23 protein-coding genes are annotated in these 26229 nt (G+C 46.7%); 16 read left to right on the top strand and 7 right to left on the bottom strand.

Translation table 11 applies throughout. The annotated features are described in order from the left end of the window. The first annotated feature begins 8 nt into the window (after positions 1 to 8). Both rplT and D9Y29_RS15410 read left to right on the top strand, forming a co-directional pair. The gene (rplT, locus tag D9Y29_RS15415) at positions 9 to 353 is read left to right on the top strand and encodes a 50S ribosomal protein L20 (RefSeq protein ID WP_127129736.1); all 345 of its coding nucleotides are present in this window, start codon (positions 9 to 11) and stop codon (positions 351 to 353) included. Positions 354 to 507: 154 nt separating this feature from the next. After that, positions 508 to 1902 (top strand): type III PLP-dependent enzyme domain-containing protein, encoded by a 1395-nt coding sequence (locus tag D9Y29_RS15410; protein WP_127129734.1) that lies wholly within the window; start codon positions 508 to 510, stop codon positions 1900 to 1902. Positions 1903 to 2089: 187 nt separating this feature from the next. Here the strand turns inward: D9Y29_RS15410 and D9Y29_RS15405 are convergent, their stop codons facing one another. Further along, on the bottom strand, positions 2090 to 2575 hold the full coding sequence (locus tag D9Y29_RS15405) for a hypothetical protein (RefSeq protein WP_127129732.1): 486 nt from the start codon (positions 2573 to 2575) through the stop codon (positions 2090 to 2092). A gap of 60 nt (positions 2576 to 2635) precedes the next feature. Between D9Y29_RS15405 and D9Y29_RS15400 the strand changes: the two genes are divergently transcribed. Next, positions 2636 to 3091: a nuclear transport factor 2 family protein gene (locus tag D9Y29_RS15400; RefSeq protein ID WP_127129730.1), complete on the top strand. Its 456-nt coding sequence runs from the start codon at positions 2636 to 2638 to the stop codon at positions 3089 to 3091. Between the two features lie 35 nt (positions 3092 to 3126). On the opposite strand, the gene D9Y29_RS15395 is transcribed toward D9Y29_RS15400, so the two are convergent. The 3 genes from D9Y29_RS15395 to D9Y29_RS26555 all read right to left on the bottom strand — a co-directional run bounded on the left by D9Y29_RS15395 (position 3127) and on the right by D9Y29_RS26555 (position 5204). After that, positions 3127 to 4428, bottom strand: coding sequence for a hypothetical protein (locus D9Y29_RS15395; protein ID WP_127129728.1), 1302 nt, complete (start codon positions 4426 to 4428; stop codon positions 3127 to 3129). A 171-nt stretch (positions 4429 to 4599) separates the two neighbouring features. Next, complete coding sequence (locus tag D9Y29_RS15390; RefSeq protein WP_127129726.1) at positions 4600 to 5019, bottom strand: Hsp20/alpha crystallin family protein; 420 nt, start codon at positions 5017 to 5019, stop codon at positions 4600 to 4602. 20 nt (positions 5020 to 5039) lie between these two features. After that, positions 5040 to 5204, bottom strand: coding sequence for a hypothetical protein (locus D9Y29_RS26555; RefSeq protein ID WP_164735426.1), 165 nt, complete (start codon positions 5202 to 5204; stop codon positions 5040 to 5042). A 56-nt stretch (positions 5205 to 5260) separates the two neighbouring features. Here D9Y29_RS26555 and D9Y29_RS15385 point away from each other — a divergent pair, with 56 nt between their 5' ends. The 12 genes from D9Y29_RS15385 to tpiA all read left to right on the top strand — a co-directional run bounded on the left by D9Y29_RS15385 (position 5261) and on the right by tpiA (position 22018). Continuing rightward, entirely contained in the window at positions 5261 to 5674 is a 414-nt protein-coding gene (locus D9Y29_RS15385; protein WP_127129724.1) for a BrxA/BrxB family bacilliredoxin, read from the top strand. A 125-nt stretch (positions 5675 to 5799) separates the two neighbouring features. Beyond that, positions 5800 to 7098, top strand: coding sequence for a prolipoprotein diacylglyceryl transferase (locus tag D9Y29_RS15380; protein WP_127129722.1), 1299 nt, complete (start codon positions 5800 to 5802; stop codon positions 7096 to 7098). 920 nt (positions 7099 to 8018) lie between these two features. After that, complete coding sequence (locus D9Y29_RS15375) at positions 8019 to 10505, top strand: outer membrane beta-barrel family protein (RefSeq protein WP_127129720.1); 2487 nt, start codon at positions 8019 to 8021, stop codon at positions 10503 to 10505. Positions 10506 to 10882: 377 nt separating this feature from the next. Further along, positions 10883 to 11449 (top strand): RNA polymerase sigma factor, encoded by a 567-nt coding sequence (locus tag D9Y29_RS15370; protein ID WP_164735425.1) that lies wholly within the window; start codon positions 10883 to 10885, stop codon positions 11447 to 11449. Positions 11450 to 11517: 68 nt separating this feature from the next. Beyond that, a complete protein-coding gene (locus D9Y29_RS15365) occupies positions 11518 to 12708 on the top strand; it encodes a FecR family protein (protein ID WP_127129716.1) in 1191 nt (396 codons plus the stop codon). Positions 12709 to 12943: 235 nt separating this feature from the next. After that, the gene (locus D9Y29_RS15360; RefSeq protein WP_164735424.1) at positions 12944 to 16300 is read left to right on the top strand and encodes a TonB-dependent receptor; all 3357 of its coding nucleotides are present in this window, start codon (positions 12944 to 12946) and stop codon (positions 16298 to 16300) included. Positions 16301 to 16318: 18 nt separating this feature from the next. Next, complete coding sequence (locus D9Y29_RS15355) at positions 16319 to 17719, top strand: RagB/SusD family nutrient uptake outer membrane protein (protein ID WP_127129712.1); 1401 nt, start codon at positions 16319 to 16321, stop codon at positions 17717 to 17719. 10 nt (positions 17720 to 17729) lie between these two features. Beyond that, the gene (locus D9Y29_RS15350; protein WP_127129710.1) at positions 17730 to 18845 is read left to right on the top strand and encodes a TlpA disulfide reductase family protein; all 1116 of its coding nucleotides are present in this window, start codon (positions 17730 to 17732) and stop codon (positions 18843 to 18845) included. Between the two features lie 31 nt (positions 18846 to 18876). Then, entirely contained in the window at positions 18877 to 19368 is a 492-nt protein-coding gene (locus D9Y29_RS15345; RefSeq protein WP_127129708.1) for a YajQ family cyclic di-GMP-binding protein, read from the top strand. 419 nt (positions 19369 to 19787) lie between these two features. Continuing rightward, entirely contained in the window at positions 19788 to 20039 is a 252-nt protein-coding gene (locus D9Y29_RS15340) for a type B 50S ribosomal protein L31 (protein ID WP_127129706.1), read from the top strand. A 144-nt stretch (positions 20040 to 20183) separates the two neighbouring features. After that, positions 20184 to 21227, top strand: coding sequence for a putative sugar nucleotidyl transferase (locus tag D9Y29_RS15335; protein ID WP_127129704.1), 1044 nt, complete (start codon positions 20184 to 20186; stop codon positions 21225 to 21227). A 29-nt stretch (positions 21228 to 21256) separates the two neighbouring features. Beyond that, positions 21257 to 22018 carry a triose-phosphate isomerase gene (gene tpiA / locus D9Y29_RS15330; protein WP_127129702.1) on the top strand — a complete coding sequence of 254 codons (762 nt, stop codon included), beginning with the start codon at positions 21257 to 21259 and terminating at the stop codon, positions 22016 to 22018. Here tpiA and D9Y29_RS15325 read toward each other — a convergent pair. Further along, positions 22002 to 23141: a glycosyltransferase family protein gene (locus D9Y29_RS15325; RefSeq protein WP_127129700.1), complete on the bottom strand. Its 1140-nt coding sequence runs from the start codon at positions 23139 to 23141 to the stop codon at positions 22002 to 22004. The genes tpiA and D9Y29_RS15325 overlap by 17 nt on opposite strands. Before the next feature lie 143 nt (positions 23142 to 23284). Here D9Y29_RS15325 and D9Y29_RS15320 point away from each other — a divergent pair, with 143 nt between their 5' ends. Further along, the gene (locus D9Y29_RS15320) at positions 23285 to 24748 is read left to right on the top strand and encodes a flippase (protein ID WP_164735423.1); all 1464 of its coding nucleotides are present in this window, start codon (positions 23285 to 23287) and stop codon (positions 24746 to 24748) included. Between the two features lie 84 nt (positions 24749 to 24832). Here D9Y29_RS15320 and D9Y29_RS15315 read toward each other — a convergent pair whose 3' ends face one another. Both D9Y29_RS15315 and D9Y29_RS15310 read right to left on the bottom strand, forming a co-directional pair. Then, positions 24833 to 25090, bottom strand: coding sequence for an acyl-CoA-binding protein (locus D9Y29_RS15315; protein ID WP_127129696.1), 258 nt, complete (start codon positions 25088 to 25090; stop codon positions 24833 to 24835). Between the two features lie 46 nt (positions 25091 to 25136). Then, positions 25137 to 26111 carry a DUF2279 domain-containing protein gene (locus tag D9Y29_RS15310; RefSeq protein WP_164735422.1) on the bottom strand — a complete coding sequence of 325 codons (975 nt, stop codon included), beginning with the start codon at positions 26109 to 26111 and terminating at the stop codon, positions 25137 to 25139. Between the last annotated feature and the right edge of the window lie 118 nt (positions 26112 to 26229).

The following is a 26229-nucleotide window of genomic DNA, read 5'->3' as shown; positions in this document are numbered from 1 at the left end:
ATTTAGATATGCCACGTTCAGTAAATGCCGTAGCAAGCAGGGCTCGCCGTAAACGGATCCTGAAAGCCGCAAAAGGTTACTACGGTAAACGTAAAAATGTATATACCGTTGCGAAAAACGTAATGGAAAAAGGCCTCCAGTATAAATATGTTGGCCGTAAACTGAAGAAGAGAGAATACCGCGCGCTGTGGATCGCCCGTATCAACGCCGCTGTAAGGGAAGAAGGACTGACCTATTCTGAGTTCATCCACAAACTGAACCTGAAAGGTATCACCCTCGATCGTAAGATCCTGGCTGATCTGGCTATGAACGAGCCTGCCACTTTCAAGAACATCGTCGCTTCCGTGAAATAATCGTTAAGCGATCAACAATACAAAGCCGGGTAATTTATGCCCGGTTTTTTTTATTTGTAAAATCGTACAAACATTTACTTTTGTGTAACTTTTTTGGTATGCGCTTTTTCATTCACTACTAAAACTCATAGCCATCAGCAATCCGAATCAGTACATGAACAACTCTTATACCGACCTGATAAAGCAGACTTTCAACTGGCCCCAGGAAGGTATAGATGTTAAAGACGGCAATCTCTATTTCAATGGCCTCGATCTAAACGCTTTGATCGAAAAATACGGCACGCCGCTCAAGCTCAGCTATCTCCCCAAAATTGGTAACCAGATCAACAAGGCGAAAAAGATGTTTGCCAATGCGATGAAAAAGCATCGGTACGAAGGCAAATACAATTATTGCTATTGTACAAAGAGTTCCCATTTCTCCTTTGTGGTAGAAGAAGCGCTGAAGCATGATATCCATCTCGAAACATCGTATGCCTACGATATCGAGATCATCAAGAGATTGTACGCCCGCAAAAAGATCAACAAGGAAACATTCATCATCTGCAATGGCTACAAGCAGAAGACCTATACCACGCGTATAGCCCAGCTGCTCAATACCGGCTTCAAGAATGTGATCCCGGTACTGGACAACAAAGATGAACTGCAGCAGTACAAGAAGTCCGTGAAAGTACCTTTCAAGCTCGGTATCCGGATCGCGGCTGAAGAAGAACCTACTTTCCCTTTCTACACTTCCCGCCTCGGTTTCAGGGCCCGCGATGTACTGGAGTTCTATGTAGATAAGATCGAAGGGAACGAAGACCGCTTCCAGCTCAAGATGCTCCATATCTTCCTGAACAAGGGGATCAAGGACGATATCTATTACTGGAGTGAGCTCAATAAAGTGATCAACCTGTACTGCCAGCTCAAAAAGATCTGTCCTGAACTGGATTCCATCAATATCGGCGGCGGATTCCCTATCAAGCACTCGCTGGGATTTGAGTACGACTACCAGTTCATGATCAATGAAATTGTAGGCAATATCAAAAAGGCCTGCAAGAAGAACAATGTGCCCATGCCCAATATCTTCACCGAATTCGGCAGCTATACCGTAGGGGAGAGCATGGCGCATATTTACAGCGTGATAGGAGAGAAGATCCAGAATGATCGCGAGATCTGGTATATGATCGATTCTTCTTTCATCACTACATTGCCGGATACCTGGGGTATCGGGGAGAAATTCCTGATGCTGCCAGTGAACAAATGGGACCAGGAATACCAGCGGGTAGTGCTCGGCGGTATCACCTGCGACAGCCATGATTACTATGATTCAGAAGAGCACGTGAATGAAGTGTTCCTGCCCAAAACCAATGGCGCGGTACCACTGCGGGTAGGCTTCTTCCACACCGGTGCTTACCAGGACCAGATCAGCGGATACGGCGGCATCAAACACTGCCTCATCCCTTCGCCCAAGCACGTGATTGTGGGATACGATAAAAATGGAAAGCTCGTAGACTGGCTGCATGCCAAAGAGCAAAGCGCTCAGGCTATGCTGAAGATACTAGGTTACTAAGAGTATTCGAACAATAAAATGAGAACGGGATAAGCATTACACTTATCCCGTTTTTTATTTCCAGGAATTTTCGGTTGTATTTTTTAGTTAGGGAGTTGCTGAGATTCAGTCGAGTGACTTCTGTTTAGTCGCCTCCGGCGACACGGTGCTCGCCAGAGGCGAGCGACTGGCCACAGCAAAATTAAGATCAATCATCATCCCAATGACGGTCGTGGCCTCTGCCATGCCCTCGTCCATGGCCATTTCCATGACCATGTCCGCGGCCCTGCTTCCTGTACTTTTTGTAGTGATGGCGGTCGCGGCAATCCCAGTCGCGGTACGCGTGGCGATCATAATCCACATACCGGATGTACCTTTCATCCAGGTAGAACCTTCCGTCCCGGCCTTCCCAATAGTAATAACCTGCCGGGCTGCGGTAGCAACGGCGGCCGTTATCGCCAATGGTAATGCTGAGTCCGGGAGTTCTCACGATAATGAGCGGATACCTCCTGTAGCCAGGCTGATCGTCAGCAGCGGCAGCAAAAGCACCCTGGCTGTTTGCCACAATGTTGATGGCGGCTTTGGCCGGAGCAGCAGAAATACTGCGCGTATTGCTGTACGTGGTACCGGAACTGAAGAGCACGGTGGCCAGTGTAAGAGCGGCCACCGCTGGTGTAAAAACTGGGGCTTTCATAATTGCTGGTTTTATATTTATCAAGCCAACTATTTGCCAGAAAATCTTAAATACATTAACATGGATCGAATTGTATTACTGTTAACAATCATGCTGTTGTACCTGGCAGACGTAAGTGCGCAGAACAAAACAGCGGATTCAGTAAAAATGACCGTGAATAATTTATTCGATGGAATGAGAGCGGGTGACGGTACAAAAGTGAAAGCCGCATTTGCAGACAGCGCCATGTTGCAAACGATCATGGTAAAGGAAGGTAAAGTTGTGATCCGCAATCTGCAGCCATCCGCTTTCTCGGATTTTGTCAGCAAACAAAAGGCAGGCGCCGCGGATGAACGCATCGAATTCGGAACGATAAAGATCGATGATAACCTCGCCAGTGTATGGACGCCCTATAAATTCTATTACAACGGACAGTTCAGCCACTGCGGCGTAAACTCTTTCCAGCTCGTTCGACTGAACGGAGAATGGAAAATTCAATACCTGATCGATACAAGAAGAAAGGACGGCTGCGAATAGCCGTCCCTGTTAGTATATCATTGTATGCAGGCTGATTATCTTTTCAGCCTGTATTTTTTATTTACTTTCGGACTGTTGAAATACTGGTTCAGTTCTTCCTCCGTCATATCATTGGTATCCACGATGGGAATATCGATCAACTGGATCTGGATCTGTTTCAGTTCTTCCTTCAGTTTAGCCGTCTTCTTTGAAATCTCCGGATCACGCTCACCCACAAGGGTATTGTCTCGGATCATATATTCCAGTCGCTTGATAGACGTTCTCACCAAGGAAGCCTGGTTCTGATCGAAAACTTTTTGGGGGGACACCGCTTCTTTGATTGGCACCAGTGAAACGCCCACACTTGGCATCACTTTACCAACCTGCTGGCTTTTATCATCTTTGGATGATGCCAGGATACTCCCGGTAAGCGCTGTTGTAGAACTGGTGATATCAAAAACAGTCCGGGTATTCTTGGCGTTTTTCACGCGCTTATCCAATTGCAGGAAGGAATATTTCAGTTGCAGGATATAGGTGTTCACATTCCTTACCGCCAGTGCATAATCCTGCACCGCCAGCGGGTAGTTCAGCGCATCACGGACAATAAGCTTTACAATGGCCGTGTCTTTATTCATGAATTTATTGGCGCCTACAAAACTCAGGGTCAGCACCCTCACTTTTCCCGAATCCGATTCTTTCACAAAATCGAAAGGAATGGCCCAGGTAAAGTCATCATCACATTTCTTCACCTGTGAAAGTACCTTGAGAGGCATATTGGAGAAGAACGTGATGTTTTCGATAGGGAAGCTGCCGTTCTCACATTGTACCTTGAATGCAACGGTATCGCCTTCCTCCACTATCAGTGTTGAGCTGACGGATGGCTTCACCCGGCTGGGGATGATCTCAGTGTTGTAAAAGAGGATCGAAAAGAAAGTGTCTACCCGGTCAGTAGGATCATCCAGGTTCTGAACTCCCAGGAATACCTTGTATTCAGTATCATACCTGAGACGGCCAGAAAGGAAAAAGCTTTTATCCGCTTTGAAGGTCAGCTGGCCATTGTCTTTGTTAATGCGTAATCCCACCGGGGAGTTGCGCAGGTACCAGTAATAATTCGATTGGTCTTTGTTGATCTCCAGTTTGTAATTGAGGGTGGAGTCAACCGGGAGGGTCACATAAGGGTTCAGGTTCTTGATCCGGAGAACAGCGTCAACTGTTTCTACCGAATCCACAGGAAATGGAATAGTATCTGTGGGCTTCTTCAGCGTATCAACACGGATCTCCTGTGCAAAGAGCTGTGCGAAAGGACTAATCAGGAAGCAAACCAACAGTAGGCTTTGTACGATACGGTTTTTCACCATGTGCGTCATGTTGTTGTAATCGTGGCCGAAGTTAACACAAAACAATAAAAAACCCATCCCGGTAGACACCGGGATGGGGTACTTAACCAAAACCAACTGCTTAGGTCGCCCGCCCATTTGGGATCGGGCAACTTGTATGAAAAAGCTTTTTAACTTTTCTTTAATCTTTAATTACTGAATATTAATCTGTTTGGTGGCAGGTTTTGCTGCTTCTTTCTTGGGCAGGTGTAATTTCAGTACGCCATTTTCGTATTTCGCAACAATATTTTCAACATCCACCCGCTCATCCAGGTTGAAGCTGCGTTTGAAGCTACGCTGGCTGAATTCTTTCCTGATCACTTTCTGGTCTTCTGATTTCTTTTCTTCTTTTTTCTCATAAGAAATGGTCAGCTGGCCATCTTCGAGATTAATTTTGAAGTCTTCCCTGGCCAGGCCGGCAGCACTGAGCTCTATATCGAAGGCATTTGCCGATTCAAGCACATTTACCGGAGGGAAATGAAAATTCTCTTTCCATTGAGTAGGGAAATGGTTGAAGAACTCATCAAATACTGAATTGGCCACGGGTCTGTTGTTCAATTTTACAAGTGTCATAGTAGTATTCTTTTAGTTTTTTAATTTTCTGTTGAACGAAATACATGGATCAAATGCCATACCGGTGCAATTTCAGGAGCCAAATGCTGCCGCTTCAACAGAGAAAGTAGAACAAATACGCCATCTTGGCCGATACGACCATTTTCAACCGCCACAATGACCGAAAAAGGAATCCATCGGGTCAAAATCAACCTTTTTCAATAGTTTTGTGTTTTAGGTATTGAAATAAAACAAATCAAAAATGTATCCCGCAGAAATAGTTATTCCGATGAAAGAAGAGCTGACTGAGAATGGATTTTCAGAGCTCCTTACCCCTCAGGAGGTAGATGTGCAATTGCAGAAAGATGGCACCACACTGGTAATGATCAATTCAGTTTGTGGTTGCTCAGCTGGTTCAGCCCGTCCGGGTGTACTGATGGCCGTTGCCAATTCAGCCAAAAAACCCGATCACCTGACCACCAGCTTTGCGGGTTTTGATGTAGACGCAGTAAAGAAGCTGCGTGAGCACCTGATGCCTTATCCTCCTTCTTCTCCGGCCATTGCGCTGTTCAAGAATGGAGAACTGGTACATTTCATTGAAAGGCACCAGATAGAAGGCCGTCCCGCTCAAATGATCGCGCACAACCTGATTGCTGCGTTTGATCAATACTGTTAAGGAATTATGCTGACAAGTTCAGCTTTGTTCATAGTGATCACCCTCTCATTCATGGGAGGGTTTTTTTTCTTATCATTGCAGATCAAACACATCACAACCCTCTAATTACAACTCATCAAAACGGCATGTATCCTAACCTTTACTATGCGTTCAAAGACATATTTGGGCTTAATCTTCCCGGTCTCAGGTTCGTTAACTCGTTCGGCTTCTTTGTAGCCCTGGCTTTCCTGGCTGCTGCCTGGGTGCTAACGCAGGAACTGAAAAGAAAAGAGAGGGCTGGTTTACTCACAGGCAAAGAAGTGAAGATAACAGTAGGAAAGCCTGCATCGCTGGCTGAGTTGCTACTCAATTTCATTCTTGGTTTTATTCTTGGCTATAAGATCATCGGATTATTCCTGGCCGACAAGGAACAAAGCGCTGACCCGCAGGCATTCATTTTTTCCGGTGAAGGAAATTTTCCAGTAGGTCTTGCATTAGGTATCCTCTTTGCCGGATTGAAATGGTGGGAAAAGAATAAACAAAAACTGGAAAAGCCCGAAGAACGCACCATCCGCATCTGGCCACACGACAGGGTAGGAGACCTCGTGATCTACGCAGCTTTCTTCGGATTCCTCGGCGCCAAGATCTTCCATAATTTAGAGAACTGGGATGATTTCGTAAAGAATCCCATTGAAGCCCTGCTTTCATTCAGCGGCCTCACTTTCTATGGCGGCCTGATCTGCGCCGCTGCTGCAATCTATTATTACGGAAAGAAACATAATATCGGTTTCAAGCACCTTGCAGATGCCGCTGCCCCCGGACTGCTCCTGGCTTACGCAGTAGGACGAATTGGATGCCAGGTGGCCGGAGATGGCGACTGGGGCATTCTCAACAGCGCTTACGTTACCGGCCCCGACAGCAAGGCTGTACTGGCCGACACCAGCACCTTCAAACAGGCGCTTGAATCCAACAGCAATTTTTATCTCAAAACATTCAAATCCGTAGGTGTAACCAGTCTCGACCAGGTTCCCCACACTTCCGCAGTGGCGCCATCCTGGCTACCCGACTGGATGGTAGCTTACAGCTATCCGCACAACGTGATCAACGAAGGTATAACCATTCCCGGCTGTGTGGATGAACAGTATTGCAGCCATCTGCCTGTTCCTGTATTTCCCACGCCTTTCTATGAAACTGTAGTTTGCCTGATCTTCTTCTTCCTGCTCTGGGCTTTCCGCAAGCGTTTATCCGCTCCCGGCAGCATGTTTGCTGTATACCTGATCGTGAATGGCATTGAACGTTTCCTGGTTGAAAAGATCCGCGTCAACACCAAATACGATTTTGGATGGATCCATCCTACCCAGGCAGAACTGATCTCCACCGGACTGGTGATTGCCGGACTTGCACTTTATTTTTATGTAAACCGTAAGAAAAAGACCACTGCCTGATCGCCTGACTGAAAAATAACTCAATGGCCGGCCCCGGAAGCCGGTCATTTTTTTTGCCCTCAACTCACCCTAACCATACACTAGCCTTACTCACCAATTCTTTTACCCAGACTCCCCATTGCCTCCCTCAGCACTCCCTGATACCCCTTTGGTAACCCCTGCATACCTCCGGCAGCCATTCCCCAGCCACTAACAGGCAATTCCTCCCCAATAAACCAGCAATCCGGCAACTCTAAACAATTGAATATTAAACACTTAGAAGAACAAAATCCGTACCACTCAAATTTAACTATATGAATATCAATTATTTACCACTGTTATTTCAAAAACAAGAAAAGCATTCCGCGCTTCAATCTACACCTAACTGATTAATTAAATTGACGGAAACAAATCCCATACATTCAACAACAGCCAATAAACCCATCGTCCTTAAGTCGATTTAGACCCTTCAGTACACTCCAGCTACCATCTAGTACCATCTCAGTACTATCCCGGTTTACTACAGGCCTATCTTACTACATTCTCACTACTATCATACTACTTTTCCGCCGTTATCTTATAGCCGCCTTCACTCAACTCCTGGGAGCCGCACCTTCGACCCATCAGGTTAAAGGGGTATTGGCTACGGGCCTTTGAAACGTAAGCGAAGGGGCCTGGTATTATTCAATTGCCCAACCCAACCAACCTCCGCCCAATCCTCTTCCAACTGTGCCGGTTCGTTTCACAGACCGTAACAATAGCCCCTTTAACCGCCCCTTGTAACCTTTTTAAAGATCCACACGTCAAACAATCATTCCCTGTTATTTCCGGTGATCAGATTTATCAACCATTCAGCCCAATACCCTGTACTATGCAACACATAGTACTTACTTTTGAATCGTAATATTTAAAACAAAGTATTGAACATTATACAAACAGCCATGAGAAAGCTACACGTTCCAATCCTGACAATCGCCTTGATCTTTACAACCACCAGTATAGCCTTTGCACAGACCGGCAAGGTTTCCGGAAAGGTGCTCGACAACAAGCAGGCGCCGCTGGCCGCCGCCACGGTTGCCATTCTGAAGCATTCCGATTCCAGCTCCATAGCCATGAAAGCCACAGACAAATCGGGGCGCTTCCTGGTAGGAGGATTACCTGCAGGCCGGTTCTTCCTGCAGGTATCCGCTACCGGTCATAAAACTACCTATTCTAAAATATTCGATATTACTTACAAGAATATTGATATTCAATTGCCTGCAATCACATTGACTGCTGAATCCAAAGAACTGATCAGTGTTACTGTTGTGGCCAGCAGGCCGGCGGTGGAACAAAAGATTGACCGCACCGTGGTGAACGTGGACGCCACTATCAGCAATATCGGCACCAATGCCCTGGATGTTCTGGAGAAATCGCCCGGGGTGCAGGTGGACAAAGACGGCAATATCAGCCTCAAAGGGAAACAAGGGGTGATGGTATTGATCGATGGAAGACCCAGCTATCTCAGTGCCGCTGACCTGGCAAATATGCTCCGCGGCATGCAGAGTTCACAACTGGACCAGATCGAGATCATGACCAATCCTCCGGCCAAATATGATGCTTCCGGCAACTCAGGTATCATCAATATCAAAACAAAGAAGAACAAAGCCCGCGGCTTCAATGGCTCGGTGAACCTGGGAGCGGGACAGGGGAAATATTTCAAAACATGGGAAAGTGTAAGCCTTAATTACAGGGATGCCAAATTCAATCTCTTTGCCAATTACGGATTTGATCGCACCATCAATTTCCAGCAACTTGATATCCACCGCGATTATTGGAACAAGGAGCACTCTGAAATGACCGGCATGATTGACCAGTTGAGCTACAACCGCAGGAAATTTCTTAATCATAACCTGAAACTCGGAATGGACATCTTCCTGAGCAAATCCACCACAGTAGGTTTTGTGCTTTCAGGATTCATCAACCAGCGAGACGCGATTGGAGAAAATACCAGCTGGCTGAAGAATGCAGCCGGTGTACCCGACTCTTCAGTAGACGCAGACTCAGATACGAAAGAACAATGGGAGAACAGAAGCATCAATCTCAATTTTCGTCACCAGTTCGATACTTCAGGCCGTGAGCTTACTGTTGACCTGGATTACATCACATACAGGGCATCCAATGATCAATTCTTCATCAATACCAGCAGGAACACTGCGGGTGAACTCATGAACCAGGACTTCCTGAAAGGCGATCTCCCTGCCGAGATCACCATCAAGACAGCCAGATTCGACTATACCCATCCGTTAAACAAGAGTACCCGTTTTGAAGCAGGGGCCAAAACAGGCTATGTGACCAACGACAGCAAGGCGAATTATTTCAACGGAAGTCAAAATGGACATGGCGTAGCTTATATCATTGATTACGACAAAACAAACTTCTTCGATTACAAAGAGAACATCAATGCTGCCTATATCAATTTTAATCACAAGTTCGATGATAAATGGGGCGTACAGGCAGGGCTCCGTTATGAGAATACCAATTATAAAGGATTCCAGTATGGCAATCCCACAAAATCCGACTCATCTTTCACCAATTCTTACAACAGCCTTTTTCCAACTTTCTACCTCAGCTATGCACCTGTGAAGAAACACCAGTTCGGACTGTCCTTCGGCAGGAGGATCGAAAGACCCGCTTACCAGGACATGAATCCTTTCATGTTCTTTATCGACAAGTTCACTTATGGCAGGGGCAATCCATTCCTTCGTCCTCAATATGCAAGCAATTTTGAATTGAACCATATCTGGAATGGCATGCTCACTACCTCATTCCAGTACAGTGAAACCCGCGACGTAATGAACGAACTCTTCCAGCAGGCAAGGGGAGGCAATGGAAAAGACAGTCTCGCCACTATCGTAACGAGAGGAAATATCGGTAAGAAGAGATTCGTTGGCGGATCCATGAACCTGCAATGGCAGGTGACCAAATGGTACAGCACCAATGTTTATGTGAACTATGGTTACAATGAATACAAAGGCTGGAACGGAGGAAGCGAGATCAATATCAGTCGCGCTAACATTTTTGCAAAAATCAACAACCAGTTCCGTTTCGAGAAAGGATGGAGTGCAGAGATCAGTGGCTGGTGGAGCAGCAGGCAGGTAGAAGGGCAGATCATGCTGGAGCCGATGGGCAGGGTGGATCTGGCGGTAGGCAAACAGGTCCTGAATAAAAAGGGAACGATCAAACTTTCTGTTCGTGATCTCTTCTTCACACAAATTGTCAATGGTAAAATGAGCTTCAATGATACCGATGCCACATTCAGGAACACCAGGGATAATCGTGTGGTGAGTATCAATTTCAATTATCGTTTCGGGAAACAAATGAACAATAACAATCAGCGCAAACGCAGCAGCAGTGAGGAACAGAACCGTGTGCGTACAGGAGAGTAGCAGTCAATTTTTGTTTTAATTAATAGTTTGAAAAACAACGGGTCCTGTTTCAACAGGGCCCTTTACAAAATCTTTAACAGTAACCAGCGAAACTTATCGGCCCTTCAAGCGTCATATATATGTACTTGCGCAAGCAGTACAAAAAAACAGAACAAAGTCATAATACAGTCATACAGTTTTTCTCATAAGCAGTTAGTTTTGGTTAACGCCCCCCATTTCCATGGGGGGCTTCTTTTTTGTGCTAGGTAATTGTTTTTGCCATTGAGCAAGTGTTTAGCGGTTAGCTGCCTTTGCGATTTTTAGTGTAGTTTGCGCCTTCACCAGCCAATCCGCACCCACTGCCACCTAACCGTACATATGACGAGCAAGAACTGCTATTGAAGATAGCAGCAGGCGATGAAACAAGTTTCGCGGAATTGACAAAGCTTCACTGGCCACAGGTTTACGGCACGGCTGTACGCATAACCAAATCTCCCGAACAGGCCAAAGACCTTGCACAGGAAATGTTCATCAAACTCTGGAACAACAGGAATAAACTGCCGGAGGTAGAAAATATCAGAGCTTATATTTATGTTTCCGCGCGGAATCTCGTGATGGACTTCATGGAGAAAAAAGTGTTCCATTCCTCTAATTTCCAGAACCTCTCCGATTACTTCACAGAAGATTCCATTCATCATCCAATTGCCGGCCTCGAACTGAAAGAGCTGGAGCAGACTGTAGCTGCAGCAATACGGTCATTACCTGAAAAAACGAGGCAGGTCTTCGAGCTGCACAGGTTTGGAGGAAAAAGCCATAAAGAAATTGCAGTGCTGCTCGGCATCTCCGAAGTAAGCTCCAAAACCTATATTGTAAGAGCACTTAAAGACATCCGTCATTATCTCTCCAAATATGCCAGTGACAACCCTTTGCTGCTGGTATTCCTCCTCGGTAAATTTTTCTATTGATTTTTTTTCGTCAGTCTGTCTTACCCCCTCGCTTGTTTTCCGTCCTGTATTTAATTAAACCTTTCATCATGACCGGGATTACGGTTAAAATATTATGGGAGAAATACCTGCAGGGAACGGCCACGCTTGCCGAGCTGGAACAGTTGAGATCATATTTCAGCCAGCCTGAATACCGCGCTGTATTGGACGGCTTGCTGCAGGATGCATTTACAGATCCCCGCAACATTGAAAAAGGCGATCACGATGTTGATGAAATGGTAAGCAGCCTGATGCTTAAACTGAAAGAAGAAAATAGCAGACAGGCAGTTGTTCGAAGGATGACAGTCAAACGCTGGATCTGGGTAGCAGCTTCATTGTTCTTGTTTGCTGTTGGTGGATTGTACCTGTGGAGGAACAAGGCGCCGCAGCCTGCCCAAAGCAATACTACAATCGCAGCTAAAGAAGATCTGCCGCCTGGTGATAATGGCGCCATTCTTACTTTATCTGATGGCAGACAGGTGGTGCTGGACAGTCTGGGCAACGGACTGGTAGCGCATCAGAATGGCAGTGATGTGATGATGGAGAACGGCAGGCTCTCATACGATCCGAAAGAAGCAGGCAGGCGTGAGCCCGCATACAATACTATGTCAACACCCAGGGGGCGTCAGTTCCAGATGAGCCTGCCGGATGGCAGTAAAGTTTGGCTGAATGCTGCATCGAGTATCCGCTTTCCTGTTGCATTCACCGGACCAGAAAGAAAAGTGGAAATAACAGGAGAGGTATATATCGATGTGAAAAAGAATGCAGCCCGTCCATTTGTTGTACAGGGTAGTGATTTTGTATTACTGGTATTGGGAACAGGTTTCAATATCAATTCCTATGCAGATAATGGAGCGCTAAAAGCCACCCTGGTGGAGGGGGCCGTTAAAATGCGCCTGGCATCGGACAGCAATGGCGTATTGCTCAGCCCGGGTGAGCAATGGATTTACAACGCAAAAACCGGAAAGCCCAAAGTGATACGGTCAGCTGACCTGAACCATGTACTCGCCTGGAAGGAGAAACGGTTTTCCTTCAACGGCAATTTCCGCAGCATCATGAATGAACTGGCCAGATGGTACGATGTGGAACTGAACTATGAAGGCAATATCCCGGATAAAGAACTGGAAGGAGGCTTCACCCGCGAAATAGAATTGCAGAAAGTGCTGGAGATCCTGAAAGTAGTGGCAGGCGTTGAATTTGAACTGAATGGAAAACTGCTCACCATCAGAGCATCGAAATAATGGCCTTAAAAAAACCGCACCGGTTGGTACCCGGGCGGTTCTGTAAGGCTAACGAGTTTGTAACCCACTGTACGGAACGAGTTGAGAGGCGAACCGTATAGTTTTTATTAACCTAAACGAAAATAAAGTTATGCATTTTATGCGTATGAGATCTCCCGTGTCCCAAAGGACTGTTGGGAGAGGTCTGAAATGGATGTATCCATGGAGTGACCGGCTAACCAAAACGATCTTGATCATGAAAATGATTGGTGTATTGCTCCTCGTTTCTTTGATGACCACCTACGGGAACGGCAAAGCGCAAACCGTTACGCTGTCCGGAAAAGATATTCCCATGAAACAGGTGTTTGAGAAGATCCGTATCCAAACGGGTTTTGAATTCATCTGGGATAAGAACACGCTGGAAGAATCCAGTCCGGTTACTGTGGATATCAGGAATATGCCATTGAAACAGGCGCTGGACATCTGTTTCCAGGGGCAACCTCTCCGATATTCCATTATCGATAAAGTAATTGCCATTACCCGGAAACCTGTTTCGCTGCTACAGGTATTCCAGGAGGCCGCCGTAATCAGAGGCCGTGTGCTGGCCGATGATAAAAAACTGCCACTCGAAGGAGTGAACATTGCAGTAAAAGGAACGGGCCTTGGAACAACTACAGATGCGCAGGGTAATTTCGTAATTGCAGCTGAGCCCGGACAAGTGCTGGTGATCAGCTTTGTTGGATATACCACACAGGAACTCAAACTCGGTTCAGCAACCAATTATACCGTACATCTGAAATTAGCCGTCACCAGCATGGATCAAACCGTGGTGGTGGGTTACGGCACGCAAAGCAGAAGGAATGTTACCGGTTCCATTGCCAAAGTTACGGAGCTGAAGGCCGAAGAGAATATCACAGGAAATGTATTCAATGCCATGCAGGGCCGTGTAGCAGGTCTGCAGGTGAGAGGATTCGATGGCACGCCAGGCTCTCAACCCAATTTCAGTATCCGTGGCGTTCAAACCATCAACAGCTCCAATATCAGTCCGTTGATTGTGGTGGATGGATTGATTGTTGATGCCGGAGCGGGCACCGTCACCACCAATGCGCCCAATTTCAATTTCAGCAATATCAATCCCCAGGATATAGAAAGCATAGAAGTATTGAAAGATGCTTCTTCCTCTGCTATCTATGGCGCCAGGGGCGCACAGGGTGTGATCCTGATCACTACCAAAAGAGGAAAAGCAAACAGCAGGTCTACGGTGAACGTGAATTCGTATTATGGACTTACCAACTCAACTCTTGGTTACAGGGCCATGAACAATCAGCAATATGAATCCTCTTTCAAGGAAGCCCGGCAGAACAGGATCGGGGATATCGATAAACTGTTGAATGGCGGCGGACTCACACCAGGCAGGATACAAGTTCTTCAGGATGAAAAAGACCTGCTCGAATACGAGATCAATGCTTTCAAACTGGGCACAGCGAACGGCGTTTATGAAAACGACTGGGTGAAAAAGATCACCAACAAAAATGCCGTTACACAAAACATTCAGGCAAGCCTCTCCGGCGGCAACCTCAACAATACCTATTACTTTTCTTTCGGGAAATATTCTGAAGAAAATACCATCGGCCGTGGCCGTTTCAGCCGCTATTCAGGCAAGCTGGCGCTCACACAGAAAGTGAACAAATGGTTGAAGATAGGAGCGGACCTGAATGTATCGCTTTCCGAAAGTAAAGACCTTAGTTCTCCATTGATAGACGCTTTTGGCGCACGCCCGGATATGCCGGACTCCATTCCTTTCAACCCCGATGGAACTGTGGGATATTGGATCGAATTAACCACCCATCCATTGGCAGGGAATTACCAAACCAGCCTGGTTACCAGGAACTGGAATTACCTGGGTAATGCTTTCGGTGAAATCACGCTGATGCCCGGGCTCACTTTCAAATCTACACTGGCCGGAGTGAGAAGCCAATCCGGCACCATCGGCTTCTATAGTCCCTTCTCTCTGTATGGTCAATACAATGGTGGACAGCATAACAATAGCGGAAGCAGCGGTCTTCAATATACTTTCAATAACACGCTTACCTATCAGCTGGCTGTTAGCAGCCTTCGTGGGGATATCCTGCTGGGGCAGGAGTATTATCAGAACAAACTTACAACCACAGGTTTTTCCATTTTTGGATTCCCCTCAAGTGAGGGACTCTGGTATCCTGGTAATGGTTCGTCCTATGGAAGCAATATGTATGAGAACCGCACGTATTCCGAAGCAGGTGAATCCTATTTCATGCGTACCAACCTTAGCTGGGATAATAAATATTTGCTCAGCGCGAGTATGCGTCGCGACGGTACTTCCAAGCTGATCGCAAAAAACAGGTACTCCTGGTTCCCGGCCCTCTCTGCAGGCTGGATCGTTTCCGATGAAGCATTCTTCGGCAGGAATTCCTTTATCTCTTTCCTCAAACTGAAATCAGGCATTGGCCTTACCGGTAATATCCGCACACTTGGTTATTTCGATTTCGCTGATATGGTGAACACCGGTACCTACCTGGGAAGACCAACTTTGCAACTCAACAGCATCCGCGGCAACCGCGATCTCAACTGGGAAAGAACAAAACAGGTGGATGCGGGCATCGAAGCAAGATTCCTGAACAACAAGCTCTCCATGACCCTGGAGTTCTACCAGAAAAGAACGGATGGTCTGTTGACAACCCTGAACACACCTTTGTCCTCCGGCGGTTACTCATCACAGAAAGGAAACCTCGGAACGGTTCAGAACAAGGGTGTGGACCTGGAACTTACTTACAACAGCAAGGCCACAAGCAGAGATCAGTTCTCCTGGAATGCAGGCGTGGCGCTGAACTTCAACAGGAACAAGATCCTTTATCTCAGGGACTCCATCATGGGATACGGATATTTTATGCCTGGCGGTCCTATGCCTTTTGTGAAGAAGGGACAATCAGTTGGCTCCCTACGTTTGTACAAGTCGCTGGGCGTGGATCCCAACACCGGCGATCTGATGTATGAAGACAGGAACAAGGATGGAAAGATAAGCGCAGCAGATCAGGACTATATCCCTGTGGCACAACCGAAACTTTCCGGAGGCTTCAACCTCGGCGCCAACTGGTATGGCTTCTCTCTGAATGCCAGCTTCACTTTCAGCGTAGGCAATAAACTGTATAATCTTGACGATCAGTACAGCCGTGTGTACAGCATCGATTGGTCTGGCGTAATGGCTAACAGGCCCGAGTATGCGACTGAAAGATGGTCAAAGCCCGGAGACAACAGTTACTATCCACGCGCCATCGTGGGACCACATGGTGCAGGCCAGACCGAAGACTGGAACACGCTGCCTTCCACCCATTATCTTTTCGATGCATCATACCTGCGCCTGAGGAACGTGACCCTCTCTTATCAGTTCGACGAAAAACTGCTGAAGAAAGCCGGTATCCCTGCTATTCGTTTGTATACATCATTCCAAAATGTTTTCGTGATCAAGAACAGGAACCTGAAACTGGCCGATCCTGAGGTGGGGATCGAAACCGGAATTCAATATTCCTTCGTGCCTATCCCAAGGACCATCGCATTCGGAATTGATGTCACTTTATAAACTGAAAAAATAATAGAAATGAAACGGAGATATTTCTTCCCCATAAATATATGCGTATTCTTCTGCTGCTTATTTTCTTCCTGCAGCAAAATGCTGGACGATCCCTATCCGGATATGAGCATTGGTGAGAACCAGATCAGGCCTGCCGATATACCAATGCTGGTGAACGGCGCCTATTCAAAGATCCAGGGCATCAGTAATCAAACCTATCCCATCTGGGATATCTATGCAGATGATGTGATCTCCATTCAGGGAGGTACATCCACCATGTACAACCCGCAAAGCTATGAGGCCTGCAATGTGAACCCCGGCGATGGTTTCGGTAACGGTTCACACTATACAGCTGCGTATACTGCTATCGGTAATGCCAATTTCGTTATCAATTATCTCAGATCACGCAACATCACCAGCATGAACAAAGAACTGGGCGAAGCACTTGCCATCCGCGCATTCTGCTATTTCAGGCTGGTACAGGCATACAGGGGAGTGGTGATCACACTGGGCGCCAGTGAAGATCCTGCCGAGCTCAAACGCCCGAAGAACACGGAAGAAGAAGTATATGCCCGCATTTTCACTGATCTCACTGATGCGGAAAATCTCCTGCCATCCTTCTCCACTGCCAATGCCATGTCTAAGGAAGCAGTGCAGTTGCTGAGAGCAAGAGTACACCTGAACAGAGGAGAAAAAATAGAAGCCAGGAAATATGCAGAACTGGTGATCGGCTCCCCGGCAACGGCTCTCTCCGAAGACTTCACCAGCAATTTCAGATACGGGAATTCCGGCAATAAAGAGATCCTCTTCCGCGTGGTGGATGGACCCGCCACTTATGGCTATGATCGTGCAGGAATGTTCGGTTTGTTCAGTCCCGGCCTGCCTTACAGAAGACCAAACGGAGCTACCGGTAATGGACAAACCTGGCTTAATCCTGATCTCGTGAATGCTTACGAACCAGGGGATGCACGCGCAATAATGCTGAAAGAACAATTTGCCAGTAGCGCAGGCAAGGTGGTGACCTACCTCATGAAATTCTCTACAGACACTTTGCAAACTGCCAATGCATTTGTAGTATATCCAATGATCAGGCTTAGCGAGGCCTACCTGATCTCAGCTGAAGTGGACGCCCGAAACGGAGTGGTGAATGTTTCGCGCTTCAACGAGCTCAGACAAAAAAGAAACCTCTCCGCGAAAAACACAGGTGATTTCGCCGATGCCAATGCGTTCCTGGATGCCATCGAATGGGAGCGCAGGAAAGAATTTGTGGGCGAAGGACTTCGCTGGCAGGACATGAAGCGGTTTGGCAAAGCCATTAGCTGGCTTACATCCAAAGGGCAACCGGATACAAAACTGATTCTTCCTTTTCCCAACTCGGAACTGGTGAGGAATCCAAACCTGAAGCAGAACGAAGGATATAATCTGTAAAAGAAGAAAAATGGAAATGATGAAAAGGATCTGGATAATACAATTGTTGGTTCTGTTGATTGTTTGCAATGCAACGGCACAAAAGTTCTCACTTAAAGGAAAATTAGGAAAGAAGGCAGAAGGTGCAAAGCTGATGCTTACTTATCAGAAAGGAAGCGGTTATCACGCAGACTCAGCCATTGTTAAGAAAGGAAAGTTCACCATCACAGGTGAGCTGGCTGAGCCGGTAAAAGGATTTCTGAAAGTGGTCAATACGAACGCAGACGAACATCAGGATTCCGATTATACAGAACTGTTCCTGGAGCCCGGTAAGATCACCATCAGCACCAGCGGAAAGCTGGAAGATGCAGTCATCAAAGGAGGTCCCGGTCAAACAGACTTCATAGCCTTGCAGAAGCGTCTGAAAGAAGACAATGATAAGGTGGCGCTGATCATGGATAGCATGGCGAAAGGTTTCGGAAGAACTGATGAAATTGTTCGGAGATTCCAGAAAGCCTATCACGATATATATGCAGATATGCGTGTAAAGAAAGCTGCATTTGTGGCCGACTATCCTGATTCTTACCTGAGCCTTGATCTTGTAAAAGAACAGAGCGCCATTATCGACTATGAGAAATTCGGTCCACTTTTCTACACCCTCAGTGAGCGTCTCAGGAAAACGGCTTCAGCAAAGGCAATGGAAGCAAGACTGGAGATCGCAAAAAAGACCGCCATCGGTCAGCCGGCCATGGACTTTGTGTTGAACGATACTTCAGGTATTCCCATTTCTCTTTCTTCACTAAAAGGGAAATATGTACTGGTTGATTTCTGGGCCAGCTGGTGCGGGCCTTGCCGGCAGGAAAATCCTTACCTGGTGAAGGCTTATGAAAAATTCGGCAACAGGGGATTCCAGATCATGGGAGTATCGATAGACTCGCAGAAAGCCCCCTGGCTGAAAGCTATCAGGGAAGATGGCCTGAAATGGCTGCATGCAAGCGATCTGAAAGGAGGGAAGGGTGAAGTTGCCAGGATGTATGATATCAGGGCAGTGCCCCAGAATTTCCTGGTAGATCCCAATGGTGTGATCATCGCAAAGAACCTGCGATCTCAACAACTGGAAGAAAAATTGAATGACATATTGAAATGATTTGATCTTAGATTTGCACAAATTTGTTCTTATGCCTTCATTCGATATCGTCAGCAAAGTAGACGCCCAGATGCTGGACAATGCAGTTAATGTGGTCACCAAAGAGATCACCAACCGTTTCGATTTCAAAAACTCCCATGTTGTGATCGACCTCGATAAAAAAGAGTACAAGATCAAACTGGAAGCCGATGATGATATGAAGCTACGCCAGATCGTAGATGTGCTCATCAGCAGGGCGCACAAGCAGGGCATTGCGCCGCAGGCGTTCGACCTCAGCAAGGATTCTTACCACAGCGGCAAATACCAGAAACAGGAAGTGAGTGTCAGGAATGGACTGAAGCAGGAAGATGCCAAAAAGATCGTGAAGCTGATCAAGGATTCAGGACTGAAGGTGCAGGCGAGCATCAATGATGATATGGTAAGGGTGACTGGTAAAAAGATCGATGACCTGCAGGAAGTGATTAAGCTTTGCCGCGAGGCTGATCTGGGCCTGGCGCTCCAGTACGAGAATATGCGTAGCTAATACGCTTTGTGCATAACCAGGTGCAGAACTGGTGCATACCGGATGGTCCTGAAATTTGGAATGCGTAATCTCTGAAACGTATCTTTAGTATACAAAATCGCTGGAAAATTCAGTAAAATGAAAAAAGAAGGCGGTTTACGAAAAGCATTGGTTCAAAAGTATATAAGCGAAAGCAAGTATATATCAGATCCGATGCTTTTCTAATTTACAAATCCCTCATTTTCTCCCGTCTTTTATTAGTTTTATACCTGATAATCACTATCTTGATCTAAATCAATATTTGCAGAATTTGCATCCGGAAATTGGAAAGACCAGGGAATAAATTTAATTTGGCAGAGCGCCTGCATAGAATTAATTTTGCGGCTTTGCAAATTCTATTTGTACGGCAAAATCCGTACAACCTTTTAAATCAAAAGTTTATGAAAAAGGAACTCCACCCCGGCAATTACCGGTTTGTTATTTTCAAGGACATGTCAAATGGCGTAACATTTCTCAGCCGCTCTACCGCTCCCAGTAAGGAGACCCTGAAATGGGAAGATGGCAATGAGTATCCGCTGATCAAGCTTGAGATTTCTTCTACATCTCACCCTTTCTTCACCGGACAGAATGTACTGGTTGATACAGCAGGTAGAATTGACAAGTTCAAGAAGCGTTACGAAAAGAAAAAATAATCTTAATTTCAAGATAACATTTTTGTTTTTCATGGCTATACTTTCCCTTTCCTGTTCTCAGGAAGGGGATTTTTTTTGCCCCGTCTCTTTTGCTCGTTACATTTGGGCGCCCAATATTGGCGAACAAATCATTCCATTTCCCGTATGCAGGTTTATCTGAATGAATCGGAAGTCCGGGAGCAATTGTTTCCTTTTTCACAGGTCCGCTCTGTGGCGGATATCCGGGTTGGCATCCTTACTATTCGCGAGAAATGGGAAAAAATGCTTGGGTATCCGGTGCAACTGGCGGATTCGGCAAATGAACTTCCTGAAGGATCACAGCTCATTGCCGCCAATGTGATTCCTACAAGGGCTTTTGTGGCATCGCTCAAAGCGAATCCCAGGCAGCCCGACTGGGAATCTGTAAGGATTTTACAATATCCCTGGCATATCTTTCAATTCAATGACTGGGCTATCAGGGAGGATTTTGAATTGATAACAGCAGACAGAAGTTCAGATCTTGTTCCGGAAACTGTTCAAACCATCAATCCTTCACAGATCTTCATCGAGCCCGGCGCCAAACTCCAGTATTGTGTTCTCAATGCGTCTACCGGTCCGGTTTATATCGGCAGTAATGCAGAGATCATGGAAGGCTCCCTGGTCCGCGGTCCATTTGCATTGGGAGAAGAAGGGGTAGTTAAGATGGGAGCGAAGATATACGGCGCCACCACTATCGGTCCCGGCTGCGTGGCAGGAGGAGAGATCAAGAACAGTGTGATGATGGGCTATTCCAACAAGGCGCATGATGGTTACCTGGGTGATGCTGTACTGGGGGAATGGTGCAATCTTGGCGCTGGTACTTCCAATTCAAACCTGAAGAACAATGCCTCTGATGTGAAGGTATGGCATCAGCCATCGAATCAATACCTTGCCGCAGGTATCAAATGCGGACTGCTGATGGGCGATTATTCCCGCGCCGCCATCAACACATCTTTCTATACCGGCACTGTAGTGGGCATCTGCGCCAATGTGTTCGGTGAAGGCATACCTCCCAAATTTGTACCCAGCTTCACCTGGGGCAACAAGGGACTGAGCAAATATGAATTCGAAAAAGCACTCACCGATATTGAAGTCTGGAAAAAATTCAAACATCAACAACTCACAGAAGAGGAAATAAAACGATTGCGGACTATTTTTGAAGGATCATAACAGCGAACTCAATTAAATATCATAAGAACATGCGGAAAAAAATAGCTGCAGCTAACTGGAAAATGAACTGTACCTATCAGCAGGGAGAACAACTGCTGCAGGATATTCTCGGCGCCAATATCGCGCTGAAAGATCATCAACAGGCCATCTTTGCCGTTCCATTTCCTTACCTGATCATGGCCAATGCCAAAGTGGAAGGGAAAAAAGGATACAGCATATCTGCTCAAAACGTGTACAACAAAAAATCAGGTGCGTATACCGGTGAGGTTTCTGCGGAGATGTTGAGATCCATCGATATCAAATACAGCCTGATCGGCCATAGCGAACGCCGCGAATATTTCCGGGAGAGCAACCAGATGCTGGCAGAGAAGCTCGATCTTCTGCTGGCCAATGGCATCACGCCCATCTTCTGCTGCGGCGAACCACTCGAGATCAGGGAAGCGGGTACACAGAACAGTTATGTTGCCAAACAACTGGAAGAATCACTGTTCCACCTGAGCGCAGAAGTGATCTCCACTATCGTGATCGCATATGAACCCATCTGGGCCATCGGTACCGGCAAAACAGCCACAGCGGCACAGGCGCAGGAGATCCATGCTTACCTGCGAAGTGTGCTGGCAGGTAAATATGGAGCAGCAGTTGCTGACGTTATCCCCGTTCTGTACGGCGGAAGCGTAAAAGGCAGCAATGCGCAGGAACTGTTTGCCTGTCCGGATGTTGATGGTGGACTGGTTGGCGGCGCTTCCCTCAATGCGGAAGAGTTTGCAACGATCATCAGGAGTTTACCATAAACAGATCAGGATAGCGCGTATATAAAACCTCAGCCCTGAATTGCAGGGAACAAACATGCGCCGCCTCTCTGAACATGATATATTTTGAAGGATTATCCCGGATCTGTGAAAGCTGGTCCGGGATTTCCATTATATGCTCATAACGAATCACACAGGCAGAGAATTCAGGTGAAAGACGCAGGTGTTTCGGAATAATAGCCGGCCTGGCAAAGCGGATCATATCACCCACATTACCGGATGATTTTGTTAGTCCATACTGTTCCTGCACATCGTCGAAGATCACGGTATCTATTACGGTGGGTGAGAAGATGAAATGCGATCCCTGCATCACCCTGTCGAACTCAGGCTGTTCCACTATTTCAGTTTCATACCATATCAGATTATCGTGTAAAGCCGCATAAGCTTTGGCCTTAGCCAGCACCCGCAAACCATAAGGATTACAGATGCCGCCCAGCAGCGTTATTTTCACTTTTATATTTTGCTGATAACAGGATTCCAGTAATGCAAAAACGGAATCGTAATTCCTTCTTTTTTCATCTACTGTTCCCGGCACCACGATATGTATGGCATCATCGATGTTGCCCGGTTGCCTGTATCGAGATTCATCAAAGATGGCGCCCGGTATGCTGCGCACAATTTTTCCTGAAGGGAGTTTGGAACGAAGGGCATCTTCCATGGTACTACTCAGCACGGTGAATTCATCCACAGCCCTGACCAGTCTTTTTTTTCCGAAATTCCTTACAAAACGACGCAGGGAACCATTGTGATGATATTCGAAATAATTGTTGACATCGTGAAGCGTGAGGATGGTCCTTACTCCCGGGAGCATACGCACCATCCGGGCATAGTAGACGAAATTGTCTTCCACCGAATCCAGCAACAGTAATTCAATACCGGCCTTATTTACCTCCTCTTTGATAATGCTTACAAAGCGCGCTCTCGACATGGTTTCCGGCCTGATCACCCAATCGAAATGCTGCTGTTCATTTTTCAAAAGGTATTTCAATTGTTCTGCAGCGGGGGCATAGCAAAAAACTGTGAGCTGGTTGCCCGGAAGGTTGAACAACCTGATCAGCGTGTACGCCACTTCAAAATGAGTAGTTTCAAATATGCCTATGCGCATGAGCGTTAGTGATGAATAATAAATCCCCTTCAGGGTAAACAAATGTAATCAATCCTGCCAGTAAAAGAATGCCGGGCTGCCATTGACGGGAATCGCGTATGTTTGTACCATTGGTCCCTTGCCAACAACCAAACTGAATTCCATTGCTGAGTATCCGGAAAAATCTGGCCTATAATTTTCTGCTGTCAGCCAGCCAGGTTCTGCTGCCATTGGTGTCTATCCCATATGTGAGCAGGGTATTATCGCCGGAAGGCATCGGCAGGGTGAGCTTCATCGATTCCTTCACTTATTATTTTCTTTTCATTGCAGAGTACGGGATCATACTTTACGGCATCAGGGAAGTGGCAAAAAAGAAGCACGACAAAGCCGCGCGCGACGTGCTGGTGTCTGAACTGCTGGCCCTGCACCTGATCACTTCACTGATAGCAGTGGTATTGTATTCCATTGCTGTGTTTGTTTTGTGGGATAAGATCGGGGATGTAAGACTCCTGTTGTTTTCAGTGAGCTACCTGCTGATCAACAGCTTTGCCTGTGAATGGTATTTTATGGGGATGGAGCGTTTCCGTTATATCACTTTGCGATCCCTGATTACGCGGTTACTGGCCCTGGCTTCGCTTTTCATACTGGTGAAAGGAGGGGAGGATTACTGGATCTATTATGGCATCATGGTGGTGGCGGCCATCGTCAATAGTCTCTGGAACAATCTTAACCTTTTCAGGGAAGTAAAGCTCTCTTTCAGGAATATCGATTGGAAAAAACATCTTAAGTATACACATATCACCAATGGGATCAACCTGGCTATGGGGGTTACGCTGTTATTGGACAATGTATTGCTCCGGCTGGTCAGTACAGCTGCAGTGGTTGGCATCTACGCGCTATCCGCCAAAATCCTCAGGATGGCCACATTGCTGATCACAGATTCCCTTCAGGTGTTCTACCCAAGGATCGCGGCGCTGAGAGGAGAGGGGAATGAAGATAGAAAACAGGAAATAATGCAGAAGAACCTTCAGTTCCTGGTGTTTTTTGCAGTGCCCATGTCTGCAGGGATCTGCCTGCTGGCCGGTCCGCTGGTGCGATTGCTTTTTGGAGATGAGTATACAGAGGCCATCCCCGTTATCCGCATCCTTTCTTTTTTTCCACTTTTGCGCGGGCTCAGTCTCTTCTTCTGCAACCAGGTGCTGATTGCGCATCAACAGGAGAAGAAAGCATTCATCAGTCTGGCCATCGGCAATCTCCTGTACATCCCGGTAATGTTATTGCTTTCCTGGCAGTGGCAATACAGGGGGGCGGCTGTATCTTTGATCATTGCAGAGACGCTCGTGTTGTTGATCGCTTACAGTTTATCTTCCCGCAGTTTTCCGTCACTTCAGTTGTTTGACAGAAAATCTTTCTTCCACCCGGTCCTCTCTGCATCGATCTTTATTCCCGTTTTCTATTTTTTGTATGAGCTTCAGCTGCCTGACCTGGTAGTTATTTTCACCGGCATTCCGGTTTGTATCATTTTCTATTTCATCATGCAGCTGTTTGTGCTGCGGAATGAATTTGCCCGCGCCATCCTTGATATAGTTATTCAAGGTGTGGGCAGTCGCTCGCCTCCCGGCGAGTGACTGCCCACTGCCCGCATTCACCTTACCTCTCCAAAATGAAAAAGCGACCAATCTGGTCGCTCTCACAGTAATGTGTAACTGAAATTATGCTTTCAGCTTTTCAATCAGTTCAACGTAATCTTCCATGGCATTGTCTTTGGACTTTCCTTTCAGGGCAGCCCAGGCTTCAAATTTGGCTTTCGATACAAAATCGAATGGATTGGAAGGCGGGTCCACGTTGATGTCCCCTTCGGTGGCCTGCTTGTAATAAGAGTACAATTGCAAAAGCGTGTCATTGCTGGGACGATCAGTAAGGTTTTTGCTGTCTGCAACTGCTTGCTCGAAGCGGGATTTCAAATCCATAAAAATGTTGATTTGTTGCGAATGTAAGGAATTGTTCAGAATCTGTTCACCAATAGAGAACGTGGGCCCTGAACTTTCCTTTATTGCTGAGTTCCAGCGCTGGTGCGGGGATCTTTATCATATTCGCTACAAATAATACAGAGCGAAGCCATTTCTTATTGGTGCGGATACGGGTAAGATCAATGTCCGGCGAAAGGAAGAAATGCCTGGTCCTTTCCAGTTGAGGATAGGAATAATCATTTCCATCGGGCCCTGTCCATTTATTGTCTTCTCCGCCCAGCATACCTCGTCCATTGTAACCCACGGCCAGGTTGAGCCATTTGGGAAGCCTGCTTTCCGGGATGAAGGAATTGATATTGAAGCTGACCCAGTAGGTCTGTGAATTATAATCTTTCAATAAGCGTTCGCTGAAGGTTTTACCAAAAAGCTGATTGCGCCTGTTCTTCATCTCCCGTGTGGAATAATCATAGGGCGAATAGCCCAGCTTGATTTGTATCCTTTGTTCATTCCATCCCAGCTCCTGGGCGAGGTAAGCAGCTGCTCCGGCAGCATTGGCCGTCATATCTCCCCAACTGAAGCCCCATTCTGCCGAATAGCCATCCTGTATCTCGATGATGCTTTGATAAACTATAGCGCTGAAGCCGCCAAGCCAGGCACTCCTTTTGCGATCCAGTGCCGTCCAGTACCAGGCCTCGGCAGAGATCCTGCTCAAATGGTAGGCGGTCCAGCCATGCCCGGCTTTGTCCATTTGCAGCCATTCTTTGTTATCATTGAAGAAATGGAAATGGGTTTTCTCATATCCTTTGTACCAGGCTTTATTGAGTGCGATGAAGGAGCCGCTCCATAAACCAACATGAGTGCCCGTTACCAGCCAGAGCCTGGATTGCGAAGCAGTTTTAACCGGTGTTGTATTTTTGGAAGTGGTGGCAACAGTATCCCCGGGATGTTCTGGCAGACCTACATCAACCTGAACTTCCTGGGCATGCAGGTCCAATGCGGGGACTATCAGACATGCAAGCAAGAGAAGGGGTATTCTCCTACGGCCCTGGATCATAACACAAAAATACGTTTGTTATACGAGGTTATCAATCCATAAAATTCAATAACTTCAGACCTTCAACCTGTCAATTGAACGCGCA

Origin of the sequence: Pseudoflavitalea rhizosphaerae, from assembly GCF_003991355.1 — a bacterium.
GTDB classification, from domain to species: Bacteria; Bacteroidota; Bacteroidia; order Chitinophagales; family Chitinophagaceae; genus Pseudobacter; species Pseudobacter rhizosphaerae.
Note: the sequence above shows the minus strand (reverse complement) of the source record. Positions and strands in the feature narration are given on the sequence as shown.